This is a genomic window from Agromyces cucurbitae (genome assembly GCF_058349945.1).
Map to the genome: position 1 here is coordinate 1,122,497 of NZ_JBYRES010000001.1, position 26,991 is coordinate 1,149,487.

Annotated in this window: 19 protein-coding genes; 16 read left to right on the forward strand and 3 right to left on the reverse strand. The window is 69.2% G+C overall.

Going from position 1 to position 26,991, the window contains the following annotated elements; translation table 11 throughout:
* The first annotated feature begins 3 nt into the window (after positions 1-3).
* The 4 genes from AC3RJ6_RS05225 to AC3RJ6_RS05240 all read left to right on the forward strand — a co-directional run bounded on the left by AC3RJ6_RS05225 (position 4) and on the right by AC3RJ6_RS05240 (position 4,080).
* Positions 4-789: a slipin family protein gene (locus AC3RJ6_RS05225; protein ID WP_491425828.1), complete on the forward strand. Its 786-nt coding sequence runs from the start codon at positions 4-6 to the stop codon at positions 787-789.
* A 54-nt stretch (positions 790-843) separates the two neighbouring features.
* Positions 844-2,220 carry an APC family permease gene (locus AC3RJ6_RS05230; protein WP_491425829.1) on the forward strand — a complete coding sequence of 459 codons (1,377 nt, stop codon included), beginning with the start codon at positions 844-846 and terminating at the stop codon, positions 2,218-2,220.
* Complete coding sequence (locus AC3RJ6_RS05235) at positions 2,217-3,164, forward strand: cyclase family protein (RefSeq protein ID WP_491425830.1); 948 nt, start codon at positions 2,217-2,219, stop codon at positions 3,162-3,164. Before AC3RJ6_RS05230 ends, AC3RJ6_RS05235 begins: the two co-directional genes overlap by 4 nt.
* A gap of 85 nt (positions 3,165-3,249) precedes the next feature.
* Positions 3,250-4,080: an aldo/keto reductase gene (locus AC3RJ6_RS05240; RefSeq protein ID WP_491425831.1), complete on the forward strand. Its 831-nt coding sequence runs from the start codon at positions 3,250-3,252 to the stop codon at positions 4,078-4,080.
* 142 nt (positions 4,081-4,222) lie between these two features.
* On the opposite strand, the gene AC3RJ6_RS05245 is transcribed toward AC3RJ6_RS05240, so the two are convergent.
* The gene (locus AC3RJ6_RS05245) at positions 4,223-10,354 is read right to left on the reverse strand and encodes a GH92 family glycosyl hydrolase (RefSeq protein WP_491425832.1); all 6,132 of its coding nucleotides are present in this window, start codon (positions 10,352-10,354) and stop codon (positions 4,223-4,225) included.
* Positions 10,355-10,578: 224 nt separating this feature from the next.
* Here AC3RJ6_RS05245 and AC3RJ6_RS05250 point away from each other — a divergent pair, with 224 nt between their 5' ends.
* The 6 genes from AC3RJ6_RS05250 (at position 10,579) to AC3RJ6_RS05275 (ending at position 18,689) form a co-directional block, all read left to right on the forward strand.
* Entirely contained in the window at positions 10,579-11,595 is a 1,017-nt protein-coding gene (locus AC3RJ6_RS05250) for a LacI family DNA-binding transcriptional regulator (protein ID WP_491425833.1), read from the forward strand.
* Between the two features lie 106 nt (positions 11,596-11,701).
* Positions 11,702-13,126, forward strand: coding sequence for an MFS transporter (locus AC3RJ6_RS05255; protein ID WP_491425834.1), 1,425 nt, complete (start codon positions 11,702-11,704; stop codon positions 13,124-13,126).
* 194 nt (positions 13,127-13,320) lie between these two features.
* Entirely contained in the window at positions 13,321-14,391 is a 1,071-nt protein-coding gene (locus tag AC3RJ6_RS05260) for a LacI family DNA-binding transcriptional regulator (RefSeq protein WP_491425835.1), read from the forward strand.
* A 164-nt stretch (positions 14,392-14,555) separates the two neighbouring features.
* Positions 14,556-16,100 carry a multiple monosaccharide ABC transporter ATP-binding protein gene (gene mmsA / locus AC3RJ6_RS05265; protein ID WP_491425837.1) on the forward strand — a complete coding sequence of 515 codons (1,545 nt, stop codon included), beginning with the start codon at positions 14,556-14,558 and terminating at the stop codon, positions 16,098-16,100.
* On the forward strand, positions 16,097-17,455 hold the full coding sequence (mmsB, locus tag AC3RJ6_RS05270; protein ID WP_491425838.1) for a multiple monosaccharide ABC transporter permease: 1,359 nt from the start codon (positions 16,097-16,099) through the stop codon (positions 17,453-17,455). Before mmsA ends, mmsB begins: the two co-directional genes overlap by 4 nt.
* Positions 17,456-17,567: 112 nt before the next feature.
* Positions 17,568-18,689, forward strand: a complete 1,122-nt coding sequence (locus AC3RJ6_RS05275; protein ID WP_491425839.1) for a substrate-binding domain-containing protein — start codon at positions 17,568-17,570, stop codon at positions 18,687-18,689.
* 77 nt (positions 18,690-18,766) lie between these two features.
* Here the strand turns inward: AC3RJ6_RS05275 and AC3RJ6_RS05280 are convergent, their stop codons facing one another.
* Positions 18,767-19,183 carry a glyoxalase superfamily protein gene (locus AC3RJ6_RS05280; RefSeq protein WP_491426233.1) on the reverse strand — a complete coding sequence of 139 codons (417 nt, stop codon included), beginning with the start codon at positions 19,181-19,183 and terminating at the stop codon, positions 18,767-18,769.
* Positions 19,184-19,362: 179 nt separating this feature from the next.
* On the opposite strand from AC3RJ6_RS05280, the gene AC3RJ6_RS05285 reads away from it, so the two are divergent.
* Entirely contained in the window at positions 19,363-19,938 is a 576-nt protein-coding gene (locus tag AC3RJ6_RS05285) for an HhH-GPD-type base excision DNA repair protein (protein WP_491425840.1), read from the forward strand.
* A gap of 54 nt (positions 19,939-19,992) precedes the next feature.
* Here the strand turns inward: AC3RJ6_RS05285 and AC3RJ6_RS05290 are convergent, their stop codons facing one another.
* Positions 19,993-20,793: an alpha/beta fold hydrolase gene (locus AC3RJ6_RS05290; protein ID WP_491425841.1), complete on the reverse strand. Its 801-nt coding sequence runs from the start codon at positions 20,791-20,793 to the stop codon at positions 19,993-19,995.
* Between the two features lie 571 nt (positions 20,794-21,364).
* Here AC3RJ6_RS05290 and nrdH point away from each other — a divergent pair.
* The 5 genes from nrdH (at position 21,365) to AC3RJ6_RS05315 (ending at position 26,986) form a co-directional block, all read left to right on the forward strand.
* On the forward strand, positions 21,365-21,598 hold the full coding sequence (nrdH, locus tag AC3RJ6_RS05295) for a glutaredoxin-like protein NrdH (protein WP_231432031.1): 234 nt from the start codon (positions 21,365-21,367) through the stop codon (positions 21,596-21,598).
* A gap of 51 nt (positions 21,599-21,649) precedes the next feature.
* Entirely contained in the window at positions 21,650-22,066 is a 417-nt protein-coding gene (gene nrdI / locus AC3RJ6_RS05300) for a class Ib ribonucleoside-diphosphate reductase assembly flavoprotein NrdI (protein WP_491425842.1), read from the forward strand.
* Positions 22,067-22,071: 5 nt separating this feature from the next.
* The gene (gene nrdE, locus AC3RJ6_RS05305; protein WP_491425844.1) at positions 22,072-24,198 is read left to right on the forward strand and encodes a class 1b ribonucleoside-diphosphate reductase subunit alpha; all 2,127 of its coding nucleotides are present in this window, start codon (positions 22,072-22,074) and stop codon (positions 24,196-24,198) included.
* Positions 24,199-24,280: 82 nt separating this feature from the next.
* Positions 24,281-25,303, forward strand: coding sequence for a class 1b ribonucleoside-diphosphate reductase subunit beta (gene nrdF, locus AC3RJ6_RS05310; protein ID WP_244855364.1), 1,023 nt, complete (start codon positions 24,281-24,283; stop codon positions 25,301-25,303).
* 363 nt (positions 25,304-25,666) lie between these two features.
* Positions 25,667-26,986, forward strand: a complete 1,320-nt coding sequence (locus tag AC3RJ6_RS05315; RefSeq protein ID WP_491425845.1) for a tyrosine-type recombinase/integrase — start codon at positions 25,667-25,669, stop codon at positions 26,984-26,986.
* Positions 26,987-26,991: the final 5 nt, after the last annotated feature.

Sequence of the window (26,991 nt, forward strand, 5' to 3'; positions counted from 1 at the left end):
CTCATGGTCTGGCTCTGGATCACGGTGATCGTCGTCGCCATCCTGGCGATCATCCTGTTCTTCATGTCCGTGAAGATCGTGAAGCAGTACGAGCGCGGCGTCGTGCTGCGGTTCGGTCGGCTGCAGAGCGTGCGCGATCCGGGCATCCGGTTCATCATCCCGATCGTCGACGTCATGACGAAGGTCTCGCTGCGGGTGGTCACGCTGCCGATCCAGTCGCAGGGCATCATCACGCGCGACAACGTGAGCGTCGGCGTCTCGGCGGTCGCGTACTACCGGGTGACCGACGCCGTGAAGTCGGTCATCGTGATCGAGAACGCGAAGGCGGCGATCGACCAGATCGCGCAGACCACGCTGCGCAAGGTGATCGGCCAGCACCATCTCGACGAGGCGCTCTCCGACACCGCCGTGCTGAACGTCAACATCCGCGAGATCCTCGACGTGACGACTGCCGAGTGGGGCATCCAGGTGACGCTCGTCGAGCTCAAGGACATCCTGCTGCCCGACGCGATGAAGCGGGCGATGGCCCGTCAGGCGGAGGCCGAGCGCGAGAAGCGCGCGAAGATCATCGCGGCGGAGGGCGAGGCGCTCGCCGCGACCCAGCTCGGCGTCGCGAGCGACACCATGATGTCGCACCCGCTCGCGCTGCAGCTGCGCACGCTGCAGACGCTCGTCGAGGTCGGCGTCGACAAGAACACGCTCGTCGTCGTGCCGGCCCCGCTGCTCGGTTCGATCGGCGAGCTGACCTCGTTCATCGACCGCGAGGCGCGAATGGCAGGAATTCGATGAACTGTGTCAACGCTGCCATGGGCGGGTGTCGGCGGCCTCCAGCAGAATGAGCGGGTGACTTCGAACGACGGCGCCCGCGACGCGGCGCAGGGCGGCGGCCCGCACCACGGCACGCTCGGGCTCGGGCAGGGCACGGCGCTCTACATCGCGAGCGTGCTCGGCACCGGCATCCTCGTGCTGCCCGGCCTCGCCGCCGAGGTCGCCGGCCCGGCCTCGATCGTCGCGGTCGCCGCGGTGCTCGTGCTCTCGATCCCGCTCGCCGGCACCTTCGCCGCCCTCGCGGCCCGCTACCCCGATGCGGGCGGGGTCGCGAGCTTCGTGCGCCGCGCGCTCGGCGACACCGCCGCCCGCATGGCCGGCTACTGGTTCTACTTCGGCGTCTGCATCGGGGCGCCGGTGCTCGCCGTGCTCGGCGGCGAGTACGTCGTCGCGGTGCTCGGCGTCGACCGCTCGGCCGTGCCGATCATCGGCCTCGCCGTGTTCGTGCCGCCGTTCATCGCCAACTGGTTCGGCGTGCGCGTCGCCGGCTGGGTGCAGTTCGTGCTCACCGGGCTGCTCATCACGGTCGTGGTCGGCGTCGTCGCGGTCACGTTCCCGGCGGCCGAGGCGTCCAACTTCGAGCCGTTCCTGCCGCACGGCTGGGCGGGCGTCGGCGTCGCGATCAGCCTCTTCGTGTGGGCCTTCGCCGGGTGGGAGGTCGGCACCCACATCGCCGGCGAGTTCAAGAACCCCCGGCGCACCATCCCCATCGCCACGGCGATCGCGGTCGTGGTCGTCGGCGTCGGGTACCTCGCGCTGCAGTTCGTCACCGTCGCGGTGCTCGGCGATCGCGCAGGCGACGGCCAGGTGCCGCTGCTCGACCTCGTCGAGACGACCGCGCCCGGCATCGGTCCGGTGCTCGTCGCGATCATCGCGGCCATCGTCACGGTCGGCGTCATGAACGCCTACCTGCCGGCGTTCGGCAAGCTCGGCGCCGCGCTCGGCCGCGACGGCGACCTGCCGCGCTTCCTCGCGAAGGGCGCCGCCGACGGCGAGATCCCGCGCCGTGCGCTCGCGCTCACGGGCGTGCTCATCCTCGGCTACTACGCGCTCATGCTGCTCAACGACCTCGACCTGACGGGGTTCATCCTCATCCACACGAGCAACATGGTCGCGATCTACGCGGCCGGCATGCTCGCCGCGACGCTGCTGCTGCGCACCTGGTCGTTCGGCTGGTGGCTCGCCGTGGTCGCCACGATCATGACCGTCGCCCTGCTCGTGCTCGCGTGGTCGAACCTGCTCGTGCCGGCCCTGCTCGCGCTCGCCGCGGTCGCCGTCACGATCGTCCGTCGCGTGCGCGGCCGGCGCTCGGCGGCGGCGACCGACGCGCACGTCCCCGAGCGCGTCCCCGACCCCGACCACGAGAAGACCCCCGAGGAGCAACCCGCGTGACCGAGTACCGTGCCCACTTCGACGCCGAGATCGCCTTCGCCAACGGGGGCGATCTCCGAACGACGGGCTTCCGGCTCGACCTGCCGTCGAACGCCGTGACCGAGGCCGACATCGCCGAGCTCCTCGTGCGTCACCTCGGCCTCGCGCTCGTCGCGAGCGTCGAGCTCTCGAACCTCGCGATCGTCGAAGAGCCGCACCGCGGGTCGCGCGGCGTCGAGGCCGCGGGCGGCGTGCACCACGAGGCATCCGACCACGGCGAGGCGGCGGGCCGCGGCCGCCTCGTCGACCTCAGCCACACGATCTCGGCGGGGCTCGTCACCTATCCCGGCCTCCCGGCCCCGACCATCACGCCCTTCCTCACGCGCGAGGCGTCGCGCGAGCGCTACGCACCCGGCACCGAGTTCGCGATGGACCTCATCACGATGCTCGGCAACACGGGCACCTACCTCGACAGCCCGTTCCACCGGTACGCCGACGGCGGTGACCTCGCGAGCCTGTCGCTCGAGACCCTCGTCGGCGTCCCCGCCGAGGTGTTCAGGCTCACGGATGCCTCGGAGCGCGGCATCCCGGCCGCCGTGTTCTTCGACCGCGACCTCGAAGGGACCGCGGTGCTGCTGCACACGGGGTGGAGCCGGCACTTCGGCCGGCCCGAGTACGCGCACGGGTCGCCGTTCCTCACCCAAGAGGGCGCCCGGCACCTCGCCGATGCGGGCGTCGCGATCGTCGGCATCGACGCGCTCAATATCGACGACGCCGAGTCGGGCGGCGAACGGCCGGCGCACTCGATCCTGCTCGACGCGGGCGTGCACGTCGTCGAGCACCTCACGGGCCTCGAGCAGGTACCGCCGCGCGGCGCGCGGTTCACCGCCGTCGCGCCGAAGGTCGAGGGCTTCGGCACCTTCCCGGTGCGCGCGTTCGCGGAGCTGCCGCGCTCCGCCGGCTGAGCAGCGGGCGACGAAGCGGCGACGTCGCCCGACCGGCGGAGGGTCGGCGCTACTCAACCGGCGGACGGTGCGCCAGTATTGGGGGATGAGCACTCCCGCCTACTCCCTTCGCGACGGCAACACCATTCCCGCGATCGGATTGGGCACGTACGGCCTCAACGACCAGGTCGGCATCTCCTCGATGGTCTCCGCGATCGCCGACGGCTATCGGCTCATCGACACCGCGTACAACTACGGCAACGAGGAGGCGGTCGGCGAGGCGATCCGGCGCACCGCCGTCGACCGCTCCGACCTCGTCATCACGACGAAGCTGCCCGGCCGGCACCACGGGTTCGACGAGACGATCGCGAGCTTCGAGGAGTCGCGCAAGCGACTCGGGCTCGAGTGGGTCGACCTGTACCTCATCCACTGGCCGCTGCCGCGCATCGACAAGTTCGTCGACAGCTGGCGGGCGATGATCTCGCTGCGCGAGAAGGGCCTCGTGCGTTCGATCGGCGTCTCGAACTTCACGCCCAAGATGCTGACGCGGCTCATGGCCGAGACCGGCGTGACCCCGGTCGTGAACCAGGTCGAGCTGCACCCGTACTTCCCGCAGGCCGAGCTGCGCGCCTTCCACGACGAGCACGGCATCCGCACCGAGAGCTGGAGCCCGCTCGCCCGCCGCACCGACCTGCTCCGCGAGCCGGTCGTCACCGAGCTCGCCGCCGCGCACGGCGTCGAGCCCGCGCAGGTCGTGCTGCGCTGGCACGTCGAACTCGAGAGCGTGCCGATCCCGAAGTCGTCCGATCCCGAACGGCGTCGCGAGAATCTCGACGTGTTCGGCTTCTCGCTGAGCGCCGACGAGGTCGAGGCGATCTCCGCGCTCGAGCGGGGTCGCATCTGGGGCGCCGACCCCGAGACCCACGAGGAGTTCTGAGCCCGGCTCGCGGCTGGGGGCCGCGAGTCGGCTCGACGCGGGCAGCGGAACGGGATGCCGCGACCGCGCTCGGCCGCGGCATCCCGCGCGTCGTCGACGGTGCTCGGCCCGGTGATCCCTGGGGGACCACCGGGCCGACGCGTCACCAGAGGATGAGCGGCACCGGCACCGTCGCCGAGTCGCCGAACCCGCCGGCACCCGTGAACTCGCCGCGCACCAGATGGATCCCGGCGCCCAGCTTCGGCAGCTTCACGCTCACGCCGCCGTCGGTGGCCGCGGTCACCGGCACCTCCGCGATCACGCGGTCGCCGTCGTACACCGTGAACGTGCCGAGCGGCGAGCTGCCGTCGAGCGCGGCGACCTTGGCCACGAACCGGATGGTCGACCCCGCCTTCGCGAGCAGCTTGTTCGGTGCGCCGACCGCGACGGTCGCGACCTCGACGGTCGAGCGCGTGACCGTCAGCGTCGCCTGGGCGCTGAGGCCCGAGGTGGCGCCCTCGGCGATGACGGTGTGGTCGCCGAGCTCCGCGGATGCGGGGACCACGACCTCGATCTCGAACGCGCCGTCCTCGTCGGCGGTGACCTCGGCGAGGCGGATCGGCTCGGAGTGCAGCTTCACCGTCACGACCTCGCCCGAGCCGAAGTGGCGTCCGGCGATCGCGAGGGTGCCGCCCTGGACCACGGTGTCGTCGCCCAGCACGAGCTCGGCCTCCGTCACCGGGGCGTCGCCGACCTCGATCGAGAACGGCTCCGAGGCCGACGGCAGGTAGGCGGTCGGGTCGTCCGGCGTGAAGTGCGCCGTGTAGGTGTGGGTGCCGGAGGTCTCCACCCGGACGTCCACCGTCGCCGTGCCGGCCGTGGCCGTCGCGGTGCCCACGACGGTCTCGCCCTCGCGGATCTCGACCTGGCCGGCGGCCGCGGACGGTGCCACGGTCGCGGTCAGCCCGATGAGGTCGCCGGCCACGGGCGCCTCGGCGTCGGAGCCGAGCACCACCGTGGTGGCCGTCGCCGGCGTCAGCACGGTGAGCGTCGAGGATGCCTCGACCGCCGACACCGCTCCGATCGCCGTCACCGCGTACTGCCCGTCGATCGCGTCGCCCGGAACGGTGAGCTCCGCATCGATCGCGCCCTCGCCGCTCGCCGTCGTGCCGACCGGCTCCCCGTCGCCGAACCGGAGCTCGACGGCCTCACCGGGCGCGAACCCGTCGCCGGTGACGCGCACCGTGTCACCGGGCGCGGCCTGGGCGGGCTCGACGGCGATCTCGGGCGTGTACACCGGGGCCGGCTCGTCGACCACGATCTCGAGGGTGGTGGATGCCGACTTGACGCCGTCGTCCACCGTCACGGAGACGGTGTACGTGCCCGCGGCGGCGTACGTGTGTCCGCCGGAGACGGCGCCGTCGGCCACCGGCAGTGCGGACACCGGGGTGCCGTCGCCCCAGTTGACGACGGCGGCCTGCTCGGGCGCACCGCCGGTCACCGTCGCGAGCAGCGCCTCGAACGCCTCGCCGGCGACCTGGGCGTCGACCGCCTGCGGCTGCACCTCGAGCGCGGTCGCGGCGGCGCGGTCGCCGTCGGAGGCGACGGCGAACACGTGCACGCGACCGTCGCGGAGCGTGCCGTCCTCGGTCGGCATCGTCAGCGACTCGACCACCTTCGGGGCGCCGGCCTCGTCGGTGTCGAGCGTGATCGGCGCCGTCGCGTAGATCGCCGTGTTCTTGATCGACGACTCCGCGCCGGTGCCCGAGAGGCGGCCCTCGGAGATCGCGAGCACGGAGTTGCCGAACGCCGGGCTGCCCGACGCGCCGACCCAGTCGCCGAACGAGATCTTCACCGTCTGCGACGTGCCGTCGGTGAAGTGCAGCACCGCCTCGGGCTGACGGGCGCTCTCGGTCGCCGTGCCGACGAAGGCGAGCTGCGTCGCGCCCGCGCCGAGATCGATGCGCACGGTCTGGCCCTCACCCGTGAGGTTGTCGGCCTTGCCGGCCGCCACCGCGGGGAGGTCGTAGGTCAGCTCGGTGCCGGGGATCGCGAGGGTCGAGCCCTGGACGAATCCGTCGGCCGCGAGCTTGTCGCGGAAGTAGCCGAAGCCCTGGCCGTCGCAGTTCGCCGCGGTCGTGCCGAGGTCGCCGATGCAGATCGAGCCGAACGAGCCGACGAGCGTCTCGTCGCGGGTGACTGCGACGTTCGAGGCCGCCGAGGCGAGGGCCCCGGTCGAGTCCTGCACGATGACCGTCGCCGTGTAGACGCCCGGAGCCGTGAACGTGTGCGGTGCCGTCACCCGCCAGCCGCCGAGGTCGTCGCGCTTCAGCGTCGCGTCGACCGCGCCGGTGCCGTCGCCGTAGTCGACGGAGACCTGGTAGCCGTCGGCCGAGGTCTCGGTGCCGACGATCGTGGCGATCCCGCCCGTGAACTCGGTGTCGACCGCGACCGACTGCGCCGCCGCGGGATTGACCGAGAGCCCTTCGGCGCTGGCCGCCGAGGCGAACAGCTCGACCTCGGACAGCGCGAGCGGTCCGCCGGCCGATTCGACCGCGAGCCGGAGGCTCGTGAACACGCCCTCGCCGTCGGTCGAGAACGGGCGCGTCTGCGTCGGCCAGTCGAAGGACTCGCCCTCGCGGTGGTCGAGCTCGGTCCAGTTCTCGCCGTCGGTCGAGCCCGAGAGGGTCCACGCCGCGGGAGCAGTGGCGAGCGCAGCGCCGGTCAGCGTGTACTGGCCGACCGTCACCGGCCCCGACTGCGAGGTCCAGGTGAGCTCGGCGGTACCCGAGTCGAACGTCGCCGACGAGTTCATGCTGTCGTCGACGAGCGCGGCGGTCGACGAGCCGTCGCCGGCCGTGACGGTGCCGCGGCCGGCCTTGGTGGCATCGACGAGGGTGCGCGGCACGTCGAGCTCCTGGCCGAGATCCTTCGCGCCCCACGTGCTCGGCTCGTCGCTCATCGCGAAGGTGAGCTCGCCGCCGTCGCGGAGCAGGTCGCCGTCGAGGGTCGTCTCGTCGACGGGTTCGCCGTTCAGCTCGACCCCGGCGACGTACGTCTTGCCGTCGGAGGCGCCGGGCGCCGAGATCACGAGGTCGCGGTCGCCGATGCTGAGCGTCGCGCGGTCGAAGAGCGGCGTGCCGATCGTGTAGTCGCCCGAGCCGACCTCGAGCGGGTACAGGCCGAGGGACGAGAAGACGTACCAGGCGGAGAACTCGCCGTTGTCCTCGTCGCCCGGGTACCCCTGGCCGATGTCGGAACCCACGAACAGCCGCTGCTGGATGTCGCGGATCAGCGCCTGCGCCTCGGCGGGGTCGCCCGCCTCGGCGAGCACGTAGGGGATGTGGTGCGCGACCTGGTTCGACATGCCGAGCATGCCGAGCCGCACGTCGCGCGCCTCACGTGCCTCGTGGATGCCGGAGTAGTCGGCCTTCTCGCGGACGGTGAGGAACTCGTCGAGCTCGTCGAGCAGCCCCTGCCGGCCGCCGTAGAGCGCGGCGAGGCCGGCGACGTCGTGCGGCGCGTGGAAGCCGAACGTCTTGGCGCTCGCCTCGGTGAACGCGCCGCCCCAGGCCTTCTGGTCGAAGTCGGCGCCGACCGGCCAGCTGCCGTCCGCGTTGCGGGCCGTGAAGGTGTTCGCCTCGGGGTTGAACATCTCGACGTAGTGGGCGGCACGCGCCTGGAAGTAGTCGGCCTCCTCGAGGAGGCGCTCGACGCGGTCGGCCGGCGTGTTCGGGTCGTCGGCGAGCGCCGCCGCCATCTCGCCGATGCCGAAGTCGTTGATGAAGCCCTCGAGTCCCCACGAGGCGCTCTCGTGCGTGCTCTCCTCGGTGTAGCCGAGGAAGATCGACTGCGCGAGGCCCTTGCGGCCGACCGCGTTCGACGCGGGCAGCACGGTGGCGTTCTTCACCGCCGCGTCGTAGGCCTCGAGCGCGGTCTCGGTGTCGAGGGCGCCGGCGAGGTACGCCTCGGCGAAGGCGACGTCGGAGCTCGTGCCGGTCATCAGGTCGGCGTAGCCGGGCGACGACCACCGCGCGATCCAGCCGCCGTCGCGGTACTGCTGCACGAACCCGTCGACGAGCTCCTCGGTGACGTCGGGGTAGAGCAGCGAGTAGAGCGGCCACGCGGTGCGGTACGTGTCCCAGAACCCGTTGTTGACGTAGATCTTCCCGTCGACGAGCTTCGCGTTGGTCGCGATGTCGGTCGCCGAGCCGGACGTGGCCGACACGGGGCTCGCGTACCGGTACTCGGGGTCGCCCGCCGTGCCGACGTTCTCGAACTGCGAGTTCGGGTAGAGGTTCAGCCGGTACAGGCTCGAGTACAGGGTCACGAGCTGGGTCTCGGTCGCGCCCTCCACGTCGTGGATGACGCCGAGCCGGTCGTTCCAGGCCTGCTGCACGGCGGCGTGGGCGTCGTCGAACGAGACGCCCGCGAGCTCGAGACCGTGGTTGCGCTGCGCCTGCTCCTGCGAGATGAACGACGAGGCGATGCGGAGCTCGACGGTGCGGTCGCCCGAGGTGTCGAACGCGGCGAAGCGCGCGCTGCCGTTGCGGTTGCCCTGCGTCGTCGGGCCCGCCGTCGTCGGCGTGGCGTCGAAGGTGCCGTACACGAACATGCGGGTGCGGCCCGGCCAGCCGGAGCCGCCGTCGACCCAGCCCGTGACGGTGTCGCCCGTGATCGTGAGCTTGGAGGAGTTCACGAGCTGGTCGACGATCACCGAGCTCTGGTCACCGGTGAAGCCGAACCGGTAGATCGCGCCGTGATCGGTCGCGGTGACCTCGGTCGTGATGCCGTTGTCGAACTCGACGCCGTACACGTCGGGCCGAGCCACCTCGTTCTCGTGATGGAACGTGAGGCGCCGGTCGTCGAGCGTCGAGGTGGGGTTCGCGCCGACCGCCGGCAGGACGGCGAGCTGGTTGCGGTCGCCCATCCAGATGCTCGGCTGGTGCGAGAAGCCGATGCCCTCGAGCGCGGGGAGGTTCTGCGCGGTGTTCGCGCCCTGGTACTGGTAGATCGTGCCGGTGTTGTCGGCGTTCGTCATCGGGGTGATGAAGTTGAAGCCGTTCGGCCAGCCGACCGCGGGGATGTTGTTGCCTCGCGAGAACCCGCCGGTGGAGTTGGTGCCGCGACGCGTGTCGACGTAGGAGACGAGCCCGTCGGTCGCATCGAGCGGCTCGGCCTGCTCGATGCTGAGGTCGTCGAGCCAGCCGAGCACGGTCGTGCCCGCGGCCGGGGTCTCGACGCCGGTGACGCCGTCGCCGGGGTGGTCGTAGTCGAGGAGGACCCCGGTGACGGTGCGTCCGGCGAGTGCACCGAGGTCGACGCTCACCTTGTTCCACTGGTCGGGCCAGAGCACGTTCGCGAGTCCCTGCGAGCGGGCGTCGGCGCCGTACCCGTACGAGTCGGTGAGGTCTGCGGCGGCGAGGGTCGTGCCGTCGTCGAGCACGAGGTCGACCGCGACGAAGGTCGACGCGTACGTCTGCCCCGAGTCGAGCACGGGGAAGACGGCGTACGAGAGCCGGCTGTCGTCCTCGATGGCGATGTCGAGGTCGTCGTAGAGCACCGACGTCGACGCTGCGGGCCCGCTGCCGAGGTGACTGCCGGCGTAGCGGAGGGCGTGCGTGCCCGAGAAGCCGACATTGGTCTTCGCGGTGTACGAGCTGGTCGGGCCCGAGTCGACCTCGAGCGCGAGGTCGGACGCCACGGGCTCGGCGTCGGCGTCGGCGATCGGCTCCCAGCCGGCGAGCTGGATGAGGCCGCCCGAGTGGTTCGCGGTGATGTCGAGGCGGTAGTACCGATACGCGGCGCTCGGCGCCGCGAGTGCGAAGCTGCGCGTCTGGCCGCGGGCCGAGAACGACTCGCCCGCGCGCGTGTCGACGACCGTCCAGTCGGTGCCGTCGTTCGAGCCGAGGATGCGGAAGTCTCGTGGGTCGCGTTCGGGCGCATCGTTGCCCGACGTGAGCGTGTACGCCTCCATCGGCTGCGGCTCGGCGAGCTCGTACTGCGCCCACCCGGTCGCGGAGAAGGTCAGCCACTTCGAGCCGGGGTTGCCGTCGGCGAGGTTGCCCGCCACCTCGTTGGGCGGGTTCTCGGCGGAAGCGGTGACCTTCGTCACCTGCGGCAGCAGGCTGCCCGGCACGTTGCGGTCGCCGCTGACGTTCACCGACTCGCCGGTTCCGGCGAGGGCCGGGACGGCGTCGCCCGCCTCGAACGAGGACGCGAACGTCACCTCCCCGGGCGCCGCCGCGGCCGAGATCGGCGTCAGCGCCGCCGCGGCCATCGCCAACGTGATCACTGCTGTCGCGGTCGCCCGCGTTCGGCGGGCTCCGCCCGGCCGCGTGAAGTGCTCCACCATCGCTCCCTGTCGCTTCGCTGCGAGATATGACACCGCTGTCATACGATGTTGGACGGTAGCAGGTCGCCGGCGGATCCGGAAGACCGCGATGCTGCCGAGTGCCGTGCCGCGGCGAACGACGCGGCCCGGGAGAATGGGACCATCAGCCGGTCATGAGGAGCGCCATGGAATCACCAGTCGGGCCACCCGTGGCGCGCGCGACGCTCGCCCAGGTCGCCGAACGGGCCGGCGTCAGCCTGAAGACGGCGTCGCGGGCGCTCGGCGGCGAGTCGTACGTCAGCGAGGCCACGCTCGCGCGCGTGCTCGCGGCCGCGGCCGAGCTCGACTACCAGCGCAACACCGCGGCGAGCCTGCTCGCGAGCGGCCGGCTGGCCGACTCGATCGGCCTCGTCACGGGCGATTTCACGAACCCGTTCTACTCCGCGCTCGCACGGGCCGTCGAAGACGAGATCCGGCCGCACGGCATGCACCTCGCGGTGGCCAACTCGCGCGAGTCGGCCGAGCAGGAGTGGCGCATGGCCCAGGACCTCGCCGACCGCAAGACGAAGGCGCTCATCGTGGTGTCGGCCATGCCCGACCACGCCGAGTACGCGCGGCTGCAGGCCCGCGGCATCCCGATCGTGTTCGTCGACCGGCCGGCCGAGCGCATCGATGCCGACTCGGTCGTCTTCGACGACCGCGCGGGCGGCCGCATCGCCGCCGAGCACCTGCGCGACGCGGGGCACCGGCGCATCGCGTACATCGGCGACTACAGCTGGCTGCCGACCTCCCGCCAGCGCGCGGCCGGCATGGGCGACGTGCTCGACGCCGGCGGAGCCCCCGAGTGGCGGGCGCTCGTGCGCACCGACGCCCACGACGTCGCGTCGGCGCGGGCGCAGACCGCGGCCCTCCTCGCGATGGCCGAGCCGCCGACCGCGATCGTCGCGGGCAACAACCGGGTGCTGCTCGGCGTCATCGAGGAGGTCGCGGCGCTCGACCGGGCCGAGCGGCCCGTCGTGATCGGATTCGACGACGTCGAGTGGGCCGGCGTGCTCGGCATCACCGTCGTCGCGGGCGACGTCGACGCGCTCGGGCGCAGGGCGGCCCGCCTCGCGATGGCGCGTCTCGTGGACCGCACCCGTGCCGTCGAGCGCACGTCGCTGCCGATGCGGCTGATCGTGCCGGAGTCGCCCGCCTGGTGACGCCCGCCCGAGCCACGTGCGACCGAGCCTCGTGCGCGTGAGGCCTCGTGCGGCCGAGGCCCACGCGCTTGAGTTCAAGTGCGCTTGAAGTCGTAGGCTCGGTCGGGTGAGCGAACCGACCGCCGAGACCCAGATCCAGACCCCGGCGACCCCGGCGAACGAGGCGGTCGCCGAAGCCCCTGCCGAGGCGCGCAGCCCGCTCTCGAAGCCCTACCGGTGGCTGTCGATCGGCATGTTCGCGCTCATCTTCCTCGCGGCGTTCGAGGCGATGGCGGTCACGACGATCATGCCGCTCGTCGCGCACGACCTGCACGGCGAGGGCCTCTACGCGCTCGCCTTCGCCGTGCCGCTCGCCGCGGGCATCATCGGCATGGTCATCGCGGGCAACTGGACCGACCGCTCGGGCCCGCTGCCGTCGCTCGTCACCGCGGCGGGCCTGTTCGTCGTCGGCCTCGTCATCGCGGGGACGGCGAGCGACATGAACGTGCTCATCGTCGGCCGGTTCGTGCACGGCCTCTCGGGTGCGGCCGTGATCGTGCCGCTCTACGTCATCGTCGCCCGCGTCTATCCCGAGCCGCTGCGTCCGCGCGTGTTCGCGGGGTTCGCGGCCGCATGGGTGATCCCGTCGATGGTCGGGCCCGCGGTCGCCGGCCTCGTCGCCGAGGCCTGGAGCTGGCACTGGGTGTTCCTCGGGGTCATCGTGCTGCTCGTCCCCGCCGCCGCGATGATCCTCCCGCCCGTCCTGCGCGTGCGCGACCAGATCACCGGCGATCCCACGGTCGCCTGGAGCCTCGGCCGCGTGGGCTGGTCGGTGCTCGTCGCCGTGGCCGCGCTCGGCGTCTCGCTCGCGAAGGAGCTCGGCGACCCCTGGCGCTGGATCGTCGCCGCCGTCGCGATCGCGCTCGTCGTCGTGGCCGTTCGCCCGCTGCTGCCGGTGGGCACGCTCCGCGCGGCGCGCGGGCTGCCCGCGACCGTGCTCTCGCGCTTCGTCGTCGCCGGGGCGTTCTTCGGCAGCGAGATCTACCTGCCCTACCTCCTGCAGGAGGACTACGAGTTCACCGCCAGCCAGGCCGGCGCGATCCTCACCGGCGCCGGGGTCAGCTGGGCCGCCGCCTCGTGGCTGCAGGGCCGCCTCGGCGACCGGGTGTCGAACGCGCGCGCCGTCGTCATCGGGTCGGGCCTGCTCGTCATCGCGCTCGCGGTCGTGCTCGCCGTCGCGGTCTTCACGCTGCCGCCGGCGATCGCGTTCGTCGCCTGGACCCTCGCCGGCGGCGCGATGGGCTTCATGTACCCGCGCCACTCGGTCTCGGTGCTCGGCCAGTCGGAGGTCTCGCAGCAGGGGTTCAACAGCGCCGCCCTCTCGATCGCCGAGTCGCTCGGCGCGGCCACCGCGCTCGCCGTCACGGCGCTCGTGTCGAGCGCCGTGGTCGCCGGGGGATTCTCGGCCGACTTCACCGTGACCCTCGTCATCGCCGTCGTCGCGCTGCTGCTCGCGCCGCGCGTCCGGCCGGAGGCGTCCCCGGTCTCGTAGGCCCGGCTCCGGCGGGCGCGTGAGAGCGCGATCCCGGCGAGCGGATGCCGCGGCGATCCGCCGCGCCGGAGTCGATTCGATTCGACCCCGCCATGTGACTGTCACATGATTCACCTGTCCGCGACGCGGTCCGGTGTGCATAATGGAACCAGCTTCGATGTGACCGTGCACATCGGTTCCAGAACGGTCTGGCAGTGAATCCTGAGACACCCAAGGGGCGGGCGCCCAGCATCCGCGATGTCGCGCGCCTGGCCGAGGTCTCGCACCAGACCGTGTCGCGGGTGCTCAACGACCACCCGAGCATCCGGCCCGAGACGCGCGAGCGCGTGCTGGCCGCGATGGAGACGCTGCAGTACCGGCCGAACCGCGCCGCCCGAGCGCTCGTCACGAGCCGGTCGCACACGATCGGCGTGCTCGCCTCGACGAGCACCGAGTACGGGCCGGCCACGAGCATCGCGGCGATCGAGGACGCGGCGCGCGAGCACGGGTACTACGTCAACACGGCGAACATCGCCGACCCGTCGGCCGAGGGCATCGCCGACGCGCTCGAGCACCTCATGCTGCAGGCGATCGAGGGCCTCGTCGTGATCGCACCGCAGGTGCGCGTGTTCGAGGTGCTCGCCGCGTCGCCCGTCGGCGTGCCGTTCGTGAGCCTGCAGTCCACGGGCCGCAGCGACCACCTGGCGCTCTCGGTCGACCAGGTCACGGGCGCCCGGCGCGCCACGCAGCACCTGATCAACCTCGGCCACCGCGAGATCGTGCACCTCGCGGGCCCGCAGGACTGGATCGAGGCCGAGGCGCGGATGCGCGGGTTCCTCGATGCGATCGGCGATGCCGAGCTCGACCTGCGCCCGCCGGTGCTCGGCGACTGGAGCGCGGACTTCGGCTACTTCGCCGGGCGCGAGCTGCTGCGCCACCGCGACTTCACCGCCGTCTTCTCGGCCAACGACCAGATGGCGATCGGGTTCATGCACGCCGTGCGCGACATGGGCCTCGACGTGCCCGGCGACATCAGCGTCGTGGGGTTCGACGACATCCCCGTCGCCCAGCACGTGTGGCCGCCGCTGACCACGGTGTACCAGGACTACCGCGAGACCGGCCGGCGCGCCGTCGCGCTGCTCCTCAACCAGGTGCACGGCGAGCGGGTGCTCGAGGTCGAGCAGGTCGTGCCGCGGCTCGTCGTGCGCGGTTCGACCGGCGAAGCGCCCGTCGCACGCCTCGGTGGGCGCGCCCCCGGCGGCACGGCGGGTCGCGGGTCGGTCTGACCTCGCGTTGCCCCCAGTCCGGGGCCCCGCTTGACACCGGCCGATCTCGGATGCACCATTGGTCTCGATGTGAACGGTCACACGCGTCACATCGAGTCCTGGAACCCTGACACAGAGGTCGTGATGTACCCGTCGACGATGACCGCAGCACCGGCAGGCCGCCGATGAACGCGCAACCGATCCTCGAGATGCGCTCCATCACGAAGGAGTTCCCGGGCGTCAAGGCGCTCTCCGACGTGACCCTCACCGTGATGCCCGCCGAGGTGCACGCGATCTGCGGCGAGAACGGCGCCGGCAAGTCGACGCTCATGAAGGTGCTCTCGGGCGTCTACCCGCACGGCACCTACACGGGCGAGATCTTCTTCCGCGGCGAGGAGGTGCAGTTCAAGGACATCCGGGCCAGCGAGGCCGCCGGCATCGCGATCATCCACCAGGAGCTCGCCCTGATCCCCGAGCTCTCGATCACCGAGAACATCTTCCTCGGCAACGAGATCGCCAAGCGCGGCCGCATCGACTGGGCCGAGGCCAAGATCCGCGCCCTCGACCTGCTCGCCCGCGTCGGCCTCGAGGAGGACCCCGACACCCAGATCAAGCACCTCGGCGTCGGCAAGCAGCAGCTCGTCGAGATCGCCAAGGCGCTCGCGAAGGACGTCAAGCTCCTCATCCTCGACGAGCCGACGGCGGCGCTCAACGAAGACGACTCCGAGCACCTGCTCGACCTGATCCGCGGCCTCAAGGGCAAGGGCATCACGTCGATCATGATCTCCCACAAGCTCAACGAGATCGAGGAGATCGCCGACGAGATCACGATCATCCGCGACGGCCACACGATCGAGACGCTCGACGTGAAGGCCGGCGGCGTCGACGAGGACCGCATCATCCGCGGCATGGTGGGCCGCTCGCTCGAGAGCCGCTTCCCCGACCGCACTCCGCACATCGGCGACGTGTTCTTCGAGGTGAAGGACTGGACGATCCAGCACCCGCAGGTGCCCGAGCGCCTCGTCGCCAAGGGCTCGAGCTTCAACGTGCGCCGCGGCGAGATCGTCGGTCTCGCGGGCCTCATGGGCGCCGGGCGCACCGAGCTCGCGATGAGCGTGTTCGGCCGCTCGTACGGCAACTACCTGTCGGGCACGATCGTGAAGGACGGCAAGGAGATCGTCCTGAAGGACGTCGAGTCGGCCATCGACCACGGCCTCGCGTACGTGAGCGAGGACCGCAAGCAGCTCGGCCTCAACCTGCTCGACTCCATCAAGCGGTCGATCGTCGCGGCGAAGCTCTCGAAGATCTCGAAGCGCGGCGTCGTCGACGACTCGCAGGAGTTCGGCATCGCCGAGGACTACCGCAAGCAGCTGCGCATCAAGACCCCGAGCGTCGACGTCGGCGTCTCGAAGCTCTCGGGCGGCAACCAGCAGAAGGTCGTGCTGGCGAAGTGGATGTTCACCGACCCCGACCTGCTCATCCTCGACGAGCCCACCCGCGGCATCGACGTGGGCGCGAAGTACGAGATCTACACGATCATCCAGGCGCTCGCGGCGCAGGGCAAGGGCGTCATCCTCATCTCGAGCGAGCTGCCCGAGCTGCTCGGCATCGCCGACCGCATCTACACGGTCTTCGAGGGCCAGATCACCGACAACATCCCCGCATCAGAGGCGAACCCCGAGGCGCTCATGCGCAGCATGACCTCGGCCAAGAAGAAGGCGAACGCATGAGCACCGCGAGCACCCCGGCGAGCCCCACGGACAAGAAGAAGGGCGGCCTCTCCGACATCCGCAAGGTGTTCGGGGGCGGCCAGTCGAGCCTGCGCCAGTTCGGCATCCTCGGCAGCCTCATCGTCATCATCGTGATCTTCCAGATCTGGACGAACGGCCTCACGCTGTCGCCGACGAACCTCATCAACGTCGTCAACCAGTACTCGTACATCCTGATCCTGTCGATCGGCATGGTGATGGTCATCATCATGGGCCACATCGACCTGTCGGTCGGCTCGGTCGCGGCCTTCACGGGCATCGTCGTGGCGAAGTCGATGGCGGACTGGAACTTCCCCTGGTGGCTCGCGATCCTGCTCGGCATCGCGGTCGGCGTCGCGATCGGCGCGTGGCAGGGCTTCTGGGTCGCATTCGTCGGGGTGCCGGCGTTCATCGTGACATTGGCGGGCATGCTCGTCTTCAGAGGCGGCAACCAGTTCATCGGCCAGTCGACGACGACGCCGGTTCCGCAGGAGTTCAGCTTCATCGGCGCGGGGTACCTGCCCGAGCTCGCGGTTCCGCTCAACTTCAACGTGCTCACGATGCTGCTCGGCCTCGCCGGCGCCGCCTGGATCGTCTGGCACGAGTTCCGGCTGCGCAGCACGCAGAAGAAGCTCGGCTCCGAGATGGCACCCGTCTGGGTCAGCGTCGTCAAGGTCGTGGTCCTCGCCGGCGTCATCCTCTGGGCGGCGTGGCTGTTCGCGACCGGCCGCCCCGGCACGAGCTTCCCGATCTCGGGCATCATCCTCGTCGTCCTCGTGATCGTCTACTCGTTCGTCACGAACAACACGATCTTCGGCCGTCACATCTACGCGGTCGGCGGCAACCGCCTCGCGGCGACCCTGTCGGGCGTGAAGGACCGCCGGGTCGACTTCTTCGTCATGATGAACATGTCGGTGCTCGCCGCACTCGCGGGCATGATCTTCGTCGCCCGCTCGACGGCCTCGGGCCCGCAGGACGGCAACGGCTGGGAGCTCGACGCGATCGCGGCCGTGTTCATCGGCGGCGCGGCCGTGTCGGGCGGCATCGGCACCGTGATCGGGTCGATCGTCGGTGGTCTCGTCATGGCGTTCCTCAACAACGGCCTGCAGCTCATCGGCGCCGGCGCCGACGTCGTGCAGATCATCAAGGGCCTCGTGCTGCTGCTCGCGGTCGCGGTCGACGTCTGGTCGAAGCGCCAGGGCGGTGCGTCGATCTTCGGCATCTGGTCGAACCGCCGCAAGGCGAAGCTCGAGTCCCAGGGCCCCACCGAGCCGCCGGCCGTGGCACCGACGAACGTGTCGAACGAATCGTCGCAGCCGGCCGACCTGCCGCGATGACGGCGCGGATGCCGCGGCGCGGGCCGCGGCATCCACCAACCCTCACCACCACCCCCAGAGACCTTCCCCTCCAAGAGAAGTCCGAAAATCCCAACCAGAAAGTGATTGATCAATGAAGAAGCTCACTCTCGCTGCCACTGCCGTGGCCGCGATCGCGGCGCTCGCGCTGACGGGTTGCTCCTCCGACCGCGGTGGCGGTTCGTCGGGCGGCGACGAGACCGGCGCGGCCGGCTTCGCGGCCGACTCGACGATCGGCGTGGCCCTGCCCGACAAGACCAGTGAGAACTGGGTGCTCGCGGGCGGTCTCTTCGAGGACGGCCTGTCGCAGGCCGGCTTCAAGGGCGACGTGCAGTACGCCCCGGCCTCGAACACCGTCGCCGAGCAGCAGAACCAGATCTCGTCGATGGTCACCAACGGCGCGAAGGTCATCGTCATCGGTGCGAAGGACGGCAAGCAGCTCGGCACGCAGCTGCAGCAGGCCGCCGACGCGGGCGTGAAGATCATCGCCTACGACCGGCTCATCGAGAACACGCCGAACGTCGACTACTACGTCGCGTTCGACAACTTCAAGGTCGGCCAGCTGCAGGGCCAGGCCCTGCTCGACGGTCTCGCCGCGCGCTCGGGCCACGACGCGCCGTACAACATCGAGCTCTTCAGCGGCTCGCCCGACGACGCGAACTCGGCCGTGTTCTTCAACGGTGCGATGGACGTGCTGCAGCCGAAGATCGACGACGGCACCCTCGTGGTGACCTCGGGCCAGACCGACATCGCGCAGACCGCGACGCAGGGCTGGGAGGCCGAGAACGCGCAGAGCCGCATGGACTCGCTGCTCGCCGCGAACTACGCCGACAAGAACGTCGACGGCGTGCTCTCGCCGAACGACAACCTCGCCCGTGCGATCATCACCTCGATCAAGCAGGCCGGCAAGGACATCTCGAAGGTGACCGTCACCGGTCAGGACTCCGAGGTCGAGTCGGTGAAGTCGATCATGGCCGGTGAGCAGTACTCGACCATCAACAAGGACACGACCCTCCTCGTGGAGCAGACGATCAAGATGATCCAGCAGCTCCAGAAGGGCGAAGAGGTCGACGTCAACGACACCGAGCAGTACGACAACGGCGTGAAGGTCGTTCCGGCGTACCTCCTCGACCCGGTGATCGTCACCAAGGAGAACGCCGCCGAGGCGTACAAGAACAACCCCAACCTCCTCGACATCGTCAACCAGGCGGGCTGATCGCTCGTCTCGACGACGCACTGACGGCGGCCCTCGCTCCCTCGGGAGCGGGGGCCGTCGTCATGCCCGAGCGGAGGTCAGTCGGCCGCACCCTCGGGCGACCGGTCGGCCTGCGCCTGCTGCGACCACTCGGGCAGCTGCTGCAGGGTCCACTTGTTGCCGTCGGGATCGGCGAACGTCACGAAGCGGCCCCACGGCTGCTCGTCGACGCCCTGCGCGTCGACCCCGGCCGCGCGCAACTGGGCGAGCGCGGCGTCGGCGTCGGGGACGACGGCCTGGATCACGTCGAGCCGGCCGGGCTCGATCGTCGCGCCCATGCCCTCGCCGATGGCGATGGAGCACGCCGATCCGGGCGGCGTGATCTGCACGAAGCGCAGCGTGTCGCTGACCCGCTGGTCGTAGTCGACATTGAACCCGCACTGGTCGGCGTAGAACGCCTTCGCGCGGTCGACGTCGCTGACGGGGACGTGGATGAGTTCGATCTTGACGTTCATCTCGATGGCCATGGCTCTTCTCCGTTGATCGTCGGTGATGCTGCATCGTTGAGGAATCTCGGGTCTCACGGTGGTGCGGGGCCGCGGGCTCGCCCCCATTCCAGCACCGGGCGCCGACATCCGCACCCCCGCGAGGTCGCCCGTGGCCGCCCGCACGCGTCGGTGGGAGGATGAACGGCATGGCTCTGCACATCACCGACGACCCGATCGCCGACGAACTGCTCTCGACCGACGCGTTCGCGCTCCTCACCGGAATGCTGCTCGACCAGCAGGTCGCGATGGAGACGGCGTTCTCGGGCCCCGCGAAGATCCGCGAGCGGCTCGGCACGATCGAGCCCGGCGAGATCGCCGCGACCGACCCCGACCGACTCGTCGACGTGTTCAGGGAGACTCCCGCCGTGCACCGGTATCCGGGCTCGATGGCCGGCCGGGTGCAGGCGCTCGCCGCGGCCGTGCGCGACGACTGGGGCGGCGACGCCTCGGCGATCTGGACGCAGGGCGACCCGTCGGGCGCCGAGGTGCTGAAGCGCCTGAAGGCGCTGCCGGGGTTCGGCGAGCAGAAGGCGAAGATCTTCCTCGCACTCCTCGGCAAGCAGTGCGGCCTCACCGCTCCCGGCTGGCGCGAGGCTGCCGGCGCCTACGGCGACGAGGGCTCGTTCTCGTCGGTCGCCGACATCGTGAGCCCCGAGTCCCTCGCGAAGGTGCGCGAGCACAAGCAGGCGATGAAGGCGGCGGCCAAGGCCGCCAAGGGCTGAACGATCGATCCGCGGATGCCTCGGGGCCGGCCCCGAGGCATCCGCCCAGCCCGATCAGCCGACGAGGAACCCGGCGATCGCGAGGGCCATCGTCGAGGGCTCCCAGGCATGGTTCGCCGCGGGGATGCTGCGCGACTCGGCATGGGGCATCGATGCGACGATCGAGTCGGCCGCAGCGGTCATCGACGGCATCGTCTCCTCACCGACGAGGGCGAGCGTCGGCGCGGTGATGCCGTGCCACAGCTCGGCGCGCGGTGCCGACTGGGTCCAGGCGAGCGATTCGGCGTCGGGTTCGAGGCTCGGGCCGAGCTCGAGCATGAGCGGCCATGCGGGGCTCTGCTTGGCACCCGCGAGCCACTCGGGCGGCATGTCGGCCAGGTAGAACTCGATGACGGCGGCGGAGTCGCCGGCCGCGAGCCGTTCGCGCAGCCCCGCGAGGTACTCGGCGCCCTCGGTGCCGAGCTCCTCGTCGAGCGGCACCTCGAACAGCACGAGCTTCGACACGGGCAGGCCGGCCGCGGCCGCGGCCAGTGCGATCGATCCGCCCGACGAATTGCCGAACAGGGCGATGTCGTCGGCGATCGCATCACGGCGCAGGTCGCCCATGATCGCCCGCAGGTCGTCGATGGTCTGGGCGAGGGTGATCGGGGCGGCGGCGGGGCTCTCGCCGCGGCCGCGCCGGTCGTAGTTCACGACGTCGAAGCCGTGCGCGGCGAGGGCTGCGGCCATGGCGACCGTCGTCGGGTCGAACGCGCGGTACTGCATCGCGCCGCCGACGAGGATCACGGGCGGCCCGAAGCCCGCCCGGTCGTAGGCGATGCGCGTTCCGTCGGCCGATGTCGCGAACTCGGTCATGCCGCCCCCTTGCTCGGGCACAGGCTACGCCGCGCGGCCGGTCGCCTCCACCGGTGGCGGAGATGCGGCTCAGGCGGAGGGGCGAAGGCGGGACGGTACCCGGCTCGTCGCTTGGGGGGACGCCGGGTACCGTCCCTACCTGAGAGACGGGGCACCGGCCGGATCATGACGCGACTCGGCGGAATTCGTGAGATCGGCTCGAGACGCGCGCGCGTCGCCGATCGAATGTCGGCGGTCGGTGGCATGGTGGAGGCACAACACCATATGTAGGGGTACCGGTGTCGAAGAGCCCCAAAGTGTCGTGCAGTGCGACACGCCGGGGAATCATCCACAGCTGAGAAATCTCGATTCGAAACGGCTGTGGAGAACCGCTCGCCGAACCCCGCAAACAGGCCGATCACCGCGACTTCGCGTTGTTCACAACCCGTGGATAACTCCGTGGATAACTACACGAATGTAACTACAGCATGTTGTGGCGGTTCAGTTCGGCAGGCACTAGATGTAGTATTGAAGTACCAGTTAGCAACACGGGGGACGGGCTCCTCCAGGGCCCGAGAACGAGGGGAAAACAATGACGGTCACGGTCTACACCAAGCCTTCTTGCGTCCAGTGCAACGCGACGTATCGCGCCCTCGACAGCAAGGGCATCGAGTACGAAGTGCTCGACCTCTCTGTCGACGAGAGCGCGCTCGCGCAGGTGAAGGAGCTCGGCTACCTGCAGGCCCCGGTCGTCATCACCGACGAAGACCACTGGTCGGGCTTCCGTCCCGACAAGATCGACGAGCTCGCCGCCCGTCTCGCTTGAGCGCACCCGGTGAGCTCGGGGGAGTGAACCGGTAACGCGAAGGAGACGATCATGACGAACCTGGTCTACTTCTCGAGCGTCTCGGGCAACACGAAGCGCTTCATCGAGAAGCTCGGCCGGCCGGCCGATCGCATTCCGCTGCACGCCCGTGATGAGGCGCTGCACGCCGACGAGCCGTTCGTGCTCGTCGTTCCGACCTACGGCGGAGGCGACGGCAAGGGCGCCGTGCCGAAGCAGGTCATCAAGTTCCTCAACGACGAGCGCAATCGCGCGCTCATCCGCGGCGTGATCAGCGCCGGCAACACCAATTTCGGGTCGGCCTACTGCCTCGCCGGCGACATCATCGCCGCGAAGTGCAAGGTGCCGCACCTCTACCGCTTCGAAGTATTCGGAACCCCAGACGACGTTCGCGCCGTCGACGATGGATTGGACGCATTTTGGTCAAGTCAACTGCAGCAGACGGCGTAGCGCTCATGGAGGCGCCGCGCACGGCGATGGACTACCACTCGCTCAACGCGATGCTGAACCTCTACGGCGCCGACGGCAAGATCCAGTTCGAGAAAGACCGCGAGGCGGCTCGCGAGTACTTCCTGCAGCACGTCAACCAGAACACCGTCTTCTTCCACTCCCTGAAAGAGCGGCTCGACTACCTCGTCGAGAAGGAGTACTACGAGCCCCAGGTGCTCGAGCAGTACTCGTTCGAGTTCATCCAGAAGCTCAACGACCTCGCCTACTCGAAGAAGTTCCGCTTCGAGACCTTCCTCGGCGCGTTCAAGTACTACACGAGCTACACGCTCAAGACCTTCGACGGCAAGCGCTACCTCGAGCGCTTCGAAGACCGCGTCGTCATGACGGCCCTCGGCCTCGCGCAGGGCGACGAGCAGCTCGCGATCGACCTGGTCGAAGAGATCATCGGCGGTCGCTTCCAGCCGGCCACCCCGACCTTCCTCAACACGGGCAAGGCGCAGCGCGGCGAGCTCGTCAGCTGCTTCCTCCTCCGCATCGAAGACAACATGGAGTCGATCGCCCGCGGCATCAACTCGGCCCTGCAGCTCTCGAAGCGCGGCGGCGGCGTCGCCCTGCTGCTCTCGAACGTGCGCGAGTCGGGCGCCCCGATCAAGCAGATCGAGAACCAGTCGTCGGGCATCATCCCCGTCATGAAGCTGCTCGAGGACTCGTTCAGCTACGCGAACCAGCTCGGTGCCCGCCAGGGCGCCGGCGCGGTGTACCTCTCGGCGCACCACCCCGACATCATGCGGTTCCTCGACACGAAGCGCGAGAACGCCGACGAGAAGATCCGCATCAAGACGCTGTCGCTCGGCGTCGTCGTGCCCGACATCACGTTCGAGCTCGCGAAGAACAACGAGGACATGTACCTCTTCTCGCCGTACGACGTCGAGAAGGTCTACGGCAAGCCGTTCGGCGACGTGCCCATCACCGAGCACTACCGCGAGATGGTCGACAACCCGCGCATCAAGAAGACGAAGATCAACGCGCGCGAGTTCTTCCAGACGATCGCCGAGATCCAGTTCGAGTCGGGCTACCCGTACATCGTCTTCGAAGACACGGTGAACAAGGCGAACCCGATCAAGGGCCGCATCAACATGTCGAACCTCTGCAGCGAGATCCTGCAGGTGAACACGCCGACGACGTACAACGAAGACCTCTCGTACAACGAGATCGGCAAGGACATCAGCTGCAACCTCGGTTCGCTGAACATCGCCCTCACGATGGACTCGCCCGACTTCGGCAAGACGGTCGAGACGGCGATCCGCGGCCTCACGTCGGTGTCGAACCAGAGCCACATCGCCTCGGTGCGCTCCATCGAAGACGGCAACGACAAGTCGCACGCCATCGGCCTCGGCCAGATGAACCTGCACGGCTACCTCGCCCGCGAGCGCATCTTCTACGGCAGCGAAGAGGGCATCGACTTCACGAACATCTACTTCTACACGGTGCTGTTCCACGCGCTGCGCGCGTCGAACAAGATCGCGATCGAGCGCGGCGAGACCTTCGACGGCTTCGCCGACTCGAAGTACGCGTCGGGCGAGTTCTTCGACAAGTACACGGATGCCGCGTGGGTGCCCGAGACGGCGAAGGTCACGCAGCTCTTCGCCGACGCCGGCGTGCACATCCCGACGCAGCAGGACTGGCTCGAGCTCAAGGCCTCGATCCAGGAGCACGGCATCTACAACCAGAACCTGCAGGCGGTGCCGCCGACCGGCTCGATCTCGTACATCAACAATTCGACGGCGTCGATCCACCCGATCGCCTCGAAGATCGAGATCCGTAAAGAGGGCAAGCTCGGCCGCGTCTACTACCCGGCGGCGTTCATGACGAACGACAACCTGGAGTACTACCAGGACGCGTACGAGATCGGCTACGAGAAGGTCATCGACACGTACGCCGCGGCGACGCAGCACGTCGACCAGGGCCTCTCGCTCACGCTCTTCTTCAAGGACACGGCGACGACCCGCGACATCAACAAGGCGCAGATCTACGCATGGAAGAAGGGGATCAAGACGATCTACTACATCCGGCTGCGTCAGCTCGCGCTCGAGGGCACGGACATGACGGAGTGCGTCAGCTGCATGCTCTGACGCCGGTCGAGTAGGCGCGCAGCGCCGTATCGAGACCCGCCAGCCCCGAGACATCCACCCCGTTCTTCGAAGGAAAACCGACATGACCCTCACCGATCCGGTCAACGCGGCCGGCAACGACCCGGCGCACACCGGCGGCAAGCTCAAGCTCGTCGACCACGTCAACGCCATCAACTGGAACCGCATCCAGGACGACAAGGACCTCGAGGTCTGGAACCGCCTGGTGAACAACTTCTGGCTGCCCGAGAAGGTGCCGCTGTCGAACGACATCCAGTCGTGGAACACGCTGACGCCCGAGGAGCAGACGCTCACCATGCGCGTGTTCACCGGCCTCACCCTGCTCGACACGATCCAGGGCACGGTCGGTGCGGTTTCGCTCATCCCCGACGCGATCACCCCGCACGAAGAGGCGGTGTACACGAACATCGCGTTCATGGAGTCGGTGCACGCGAAGAGCTACTCGTCGATCTTCTCGACGCTGTGCTCGACGAAGGAGATCGACGACGCCTTCCGCTGGTCGGTCGACAACGAGAACCTGCAGAAGAAGGCCGCGATCGTCATGGAGTACTACCGTGGCGACGAGCCGCTCAAGCGCAAGGTCGCTTCGACCCTGCTCGAGAGCTTCCTGTTCTACTCGGGCTTCTACCTGCCGATGTACTGGTCTTCGCGGGCCAAGCTCACCAACACGGCCGACCTCATCCGCCTCATCATCCGCGACGAGGCCGTGCACGGGTACTACATCGGCTACAAGTTCCAGAAGGGCCTCGAGCAGGTCGACCAGGCCACGCGCGACGACCTCAAGGACTACACGTTCTCGCTGCTCTACGAGCTCTACGACAACGAGGTGCAGTACACGCAAGATCTGTACGACGGCGTCGGCCTGACCGAGGACGTCAAGAAGTTCCTGCACTACAACGCCAACAAGGCCCTCATGAACCTCGGCTACGAGCCGATGTTCCCGAAGACCGTCACCGACGTGAACCCGGCGATCCTGTCGGCGCTCTCGCCGAACGCCGACGAGAACCACGACTTCTTCTCGGGGTCGGGTTCGTCGTACGTGATCGGCAAGGCCGTCGTCACCGAAGACGAGGACTGGGACTTCTAGGAGTCCACACCGGTTCATCGCCCGCAAGGGTTGAGTTCAGGCCCGGATCCGCGGAATCCCGCGGATCCGGGCCTTTCTCGTGCCTTCTCTCGACAGACAGAGGAGGACTCAGATGGACATCAACTGCTTTTCGATGTGGCACGTGGGTGGCACGCGCGCACCTTTCTTGGTGAAGCAGGCCCGGTCGCCGGTCGGAATTGCGAGTCGGTGTGCCGCGGACGGCATGCCACTCCGTGCCATAGAGGCCGTCATATCCGGGTCAAATGCCCAGGTGAAGCTCGTGTCTTACGCGGTGGACAAGCCCAATGGCACGGAATGGCACGACCGTCCACGACGGTCCGCTCACGGTCGCAGGAGGGCACGATGAACACCATCAAGACGAACGGATCCACACCGGCACGAAGAGAGGCATGGGGGAGCCTGAGGAAGCTTCCTTCGGGTCGGTGGCAGGTCCGCTATCCCGCACCCGATGGTGCTATCCACACGGCGCGCACCGACGACGACAAGCCGCTCACATTCATCACGAAGGCCGATGCGCGGGCCTGGCTCGCGAGCGCGCACTCGGCGATCGCTCGAGGAGAGTGGGAAGCGCCGAGAGTGCGCGCGTCACGTCGCCAGGCGGACGCGGCAGCGGAGCAGGCTCGGTCCGTCGACTTCGCAACCTACGCCGATCGCTGGATCACACTGATGCGCACGGAGCCGAAGAAGAACGGTAAGCGCCGTGCCGTCGGTACGATCCGCTCATACAAGAGCAAGATCGACGGCTATCTCGTTCCCGAGTTCGGCAACCTGCCGGTCCGCGGGGTGGACATCGAGCGCATCCGCACGTTGACCGCACGCCTCGATAGCATCCCGTCATCGTCGAATCCGACATCGAGTTCCAACGGAGTCACGCGTCCGGTGCTGACCGTACTCATGATGATTCTTCGCCAGGCTGCTCGCGATGGAGTCATACCGTCGGCGCCCGCGATATCGCTGCCCCGGCAGGAGCCGGTGAACAAGAACGTCGACGCTGCTCTCGATGATGACGTTGCGACCCCCGACCAGGTCGAGGCTCTCTATGACGCGACGCCGAGGCCGCTGGCGATCATGGTGCTGCTCGCTGCGTGGTGCCAGTTGCGTCGCGCAGAGTGCCTCGGCTTGCAGCGACGCGATATCGAGTGGCTCGACGACGGTGGTGCGATCCTGCACGTGCGACGACAGCTGAGTGCGAACACGGGCGACTATTCCACTGAGCTCAAGAGCGAAGCAGGCAAGCGGTCGCTCGCCGTCCCGAGAGTCATGATCGACCGCCTCAAGTCGCATCTGGAGGACCATGTGGCTTCGGAAGCGAAGGCTCCGCTGGTTCCGACCAACCCTCGCGGCAGCGTGCCGCTGTCGAACACGCGTTGGGGATACATCTGGATGGACAGCCGGGATGCGGTTGCCGGCCTCCCTACGAGATTCCGATTCCACGACCTTCGGCACGCAGGACTTACGATCTTCGCCCAGGAGGGCGCGACGCTCGCCGAACTGATGCGACGAGGCGGGCACTCCGACATCCGCGTCGTGCTCAGGTATCAGCACGCCACCATGGCACGCGATCGCGAGCTCGCCGATCGCATGAGCGACCGAATCGAACGGCGGCTCACGCACGTCGGTGTCGACGCAGTGCCTCATGTGGACAGCAATGGACACCTCTGAGTGAG

Coding starts and splice junctions, on each gene's coding strand:
- AC3RJ6_RS05250 (WP_491425833.1), top strand. CDS start 10,579: ATGGAATCACCAGTCGGGCCACCCGTGGCGCGCGCGACGCTCGCCCAG.
- AC3RJ6_RS05285 (WP_491425840.1), top strand. CDS start 19,363: ATGGCTCTGCACATCACCGACGACCCGATCGCCGACGAACTGCTCTCG.
- nrdI (WP_491425842.1), top strand. CDS start 21,650: ATGACGAACCTGGTCTACTTCTCGAGCGTCTCGGGCAACACGAAGCGC.
- AC3RJ6_RS05290 (WP_491425841.1), bottom strand. CDS start 20,793: ATGACCGAGTTCGCGACATCGGCCGACGGAACGCGCATCGCCTACGAC.
- AC3RJ6_RS05275 (WP_491425839.1), top strand. CDS start 17,568: ATGAAGAAGCTCACTCTCGCTGCCACTGCCGTGGCCGCGATCGCGGCG.
- AC3RJ6_RS05315 (WP_491425845.1), top strand. CDS start 25,667: ATGAACACCATCAAGACGAACGGATCCACACCGGCACGAAGAGAGGCA.
- AC3RJ6_RS05225 (WP_491425828.1), top strand. CDS start 4: ATGGTCTGGCTCTGGATCACGGTGATCGTCGTCGCCATCCTGGCGATC.
- nrdH (WP_231432031.1), top strand. CDS start 21,365: ATGACGGTCACGGTCTACACCAAGCCTTCTTGCGTCCAGTGCAACGCG.
- nrdF (WP_244855364.1), top strand. CDS start 24,281: ATGACCCTCACCGATCCGGTCAACGCGGCCGGCAACGACCCGGCGCAC.
- nrdE (WP_491425844.1), top strand. CDS start 22,072: ATGGAGGCGCCGCGCACGGCGATGGACTACCACTCGCTCAACGCGATG.
- AC3RJ6_RS05280 (WP_491426233.1), bottom strand. CDS start 19,183: ATGAACGTCAAGATCGAACTCATCCACGTCCCCGTCAGCGACGTCGAC.
- AC3RJ6_RS05240 (WP_491425831.1), top strand. CDS start 3,250: ATGAGCACTCCCGCCTACTCCCTTCGCGACGGCAACACCATTCCCGCG.
- mmsA (WP_491425837.1), top strand. CDS start 14,556: ATGAACGCGCAACCGATCCTCGAGATGCGCTCCATCACGAAGGAGTTC.
- mmsB (WP_491425838.1), top strand. CDS start 16,097: ATGAGCACCGCGAGCACCCCGGCGAGCCCCACGGACAAGAAGAAGGGC.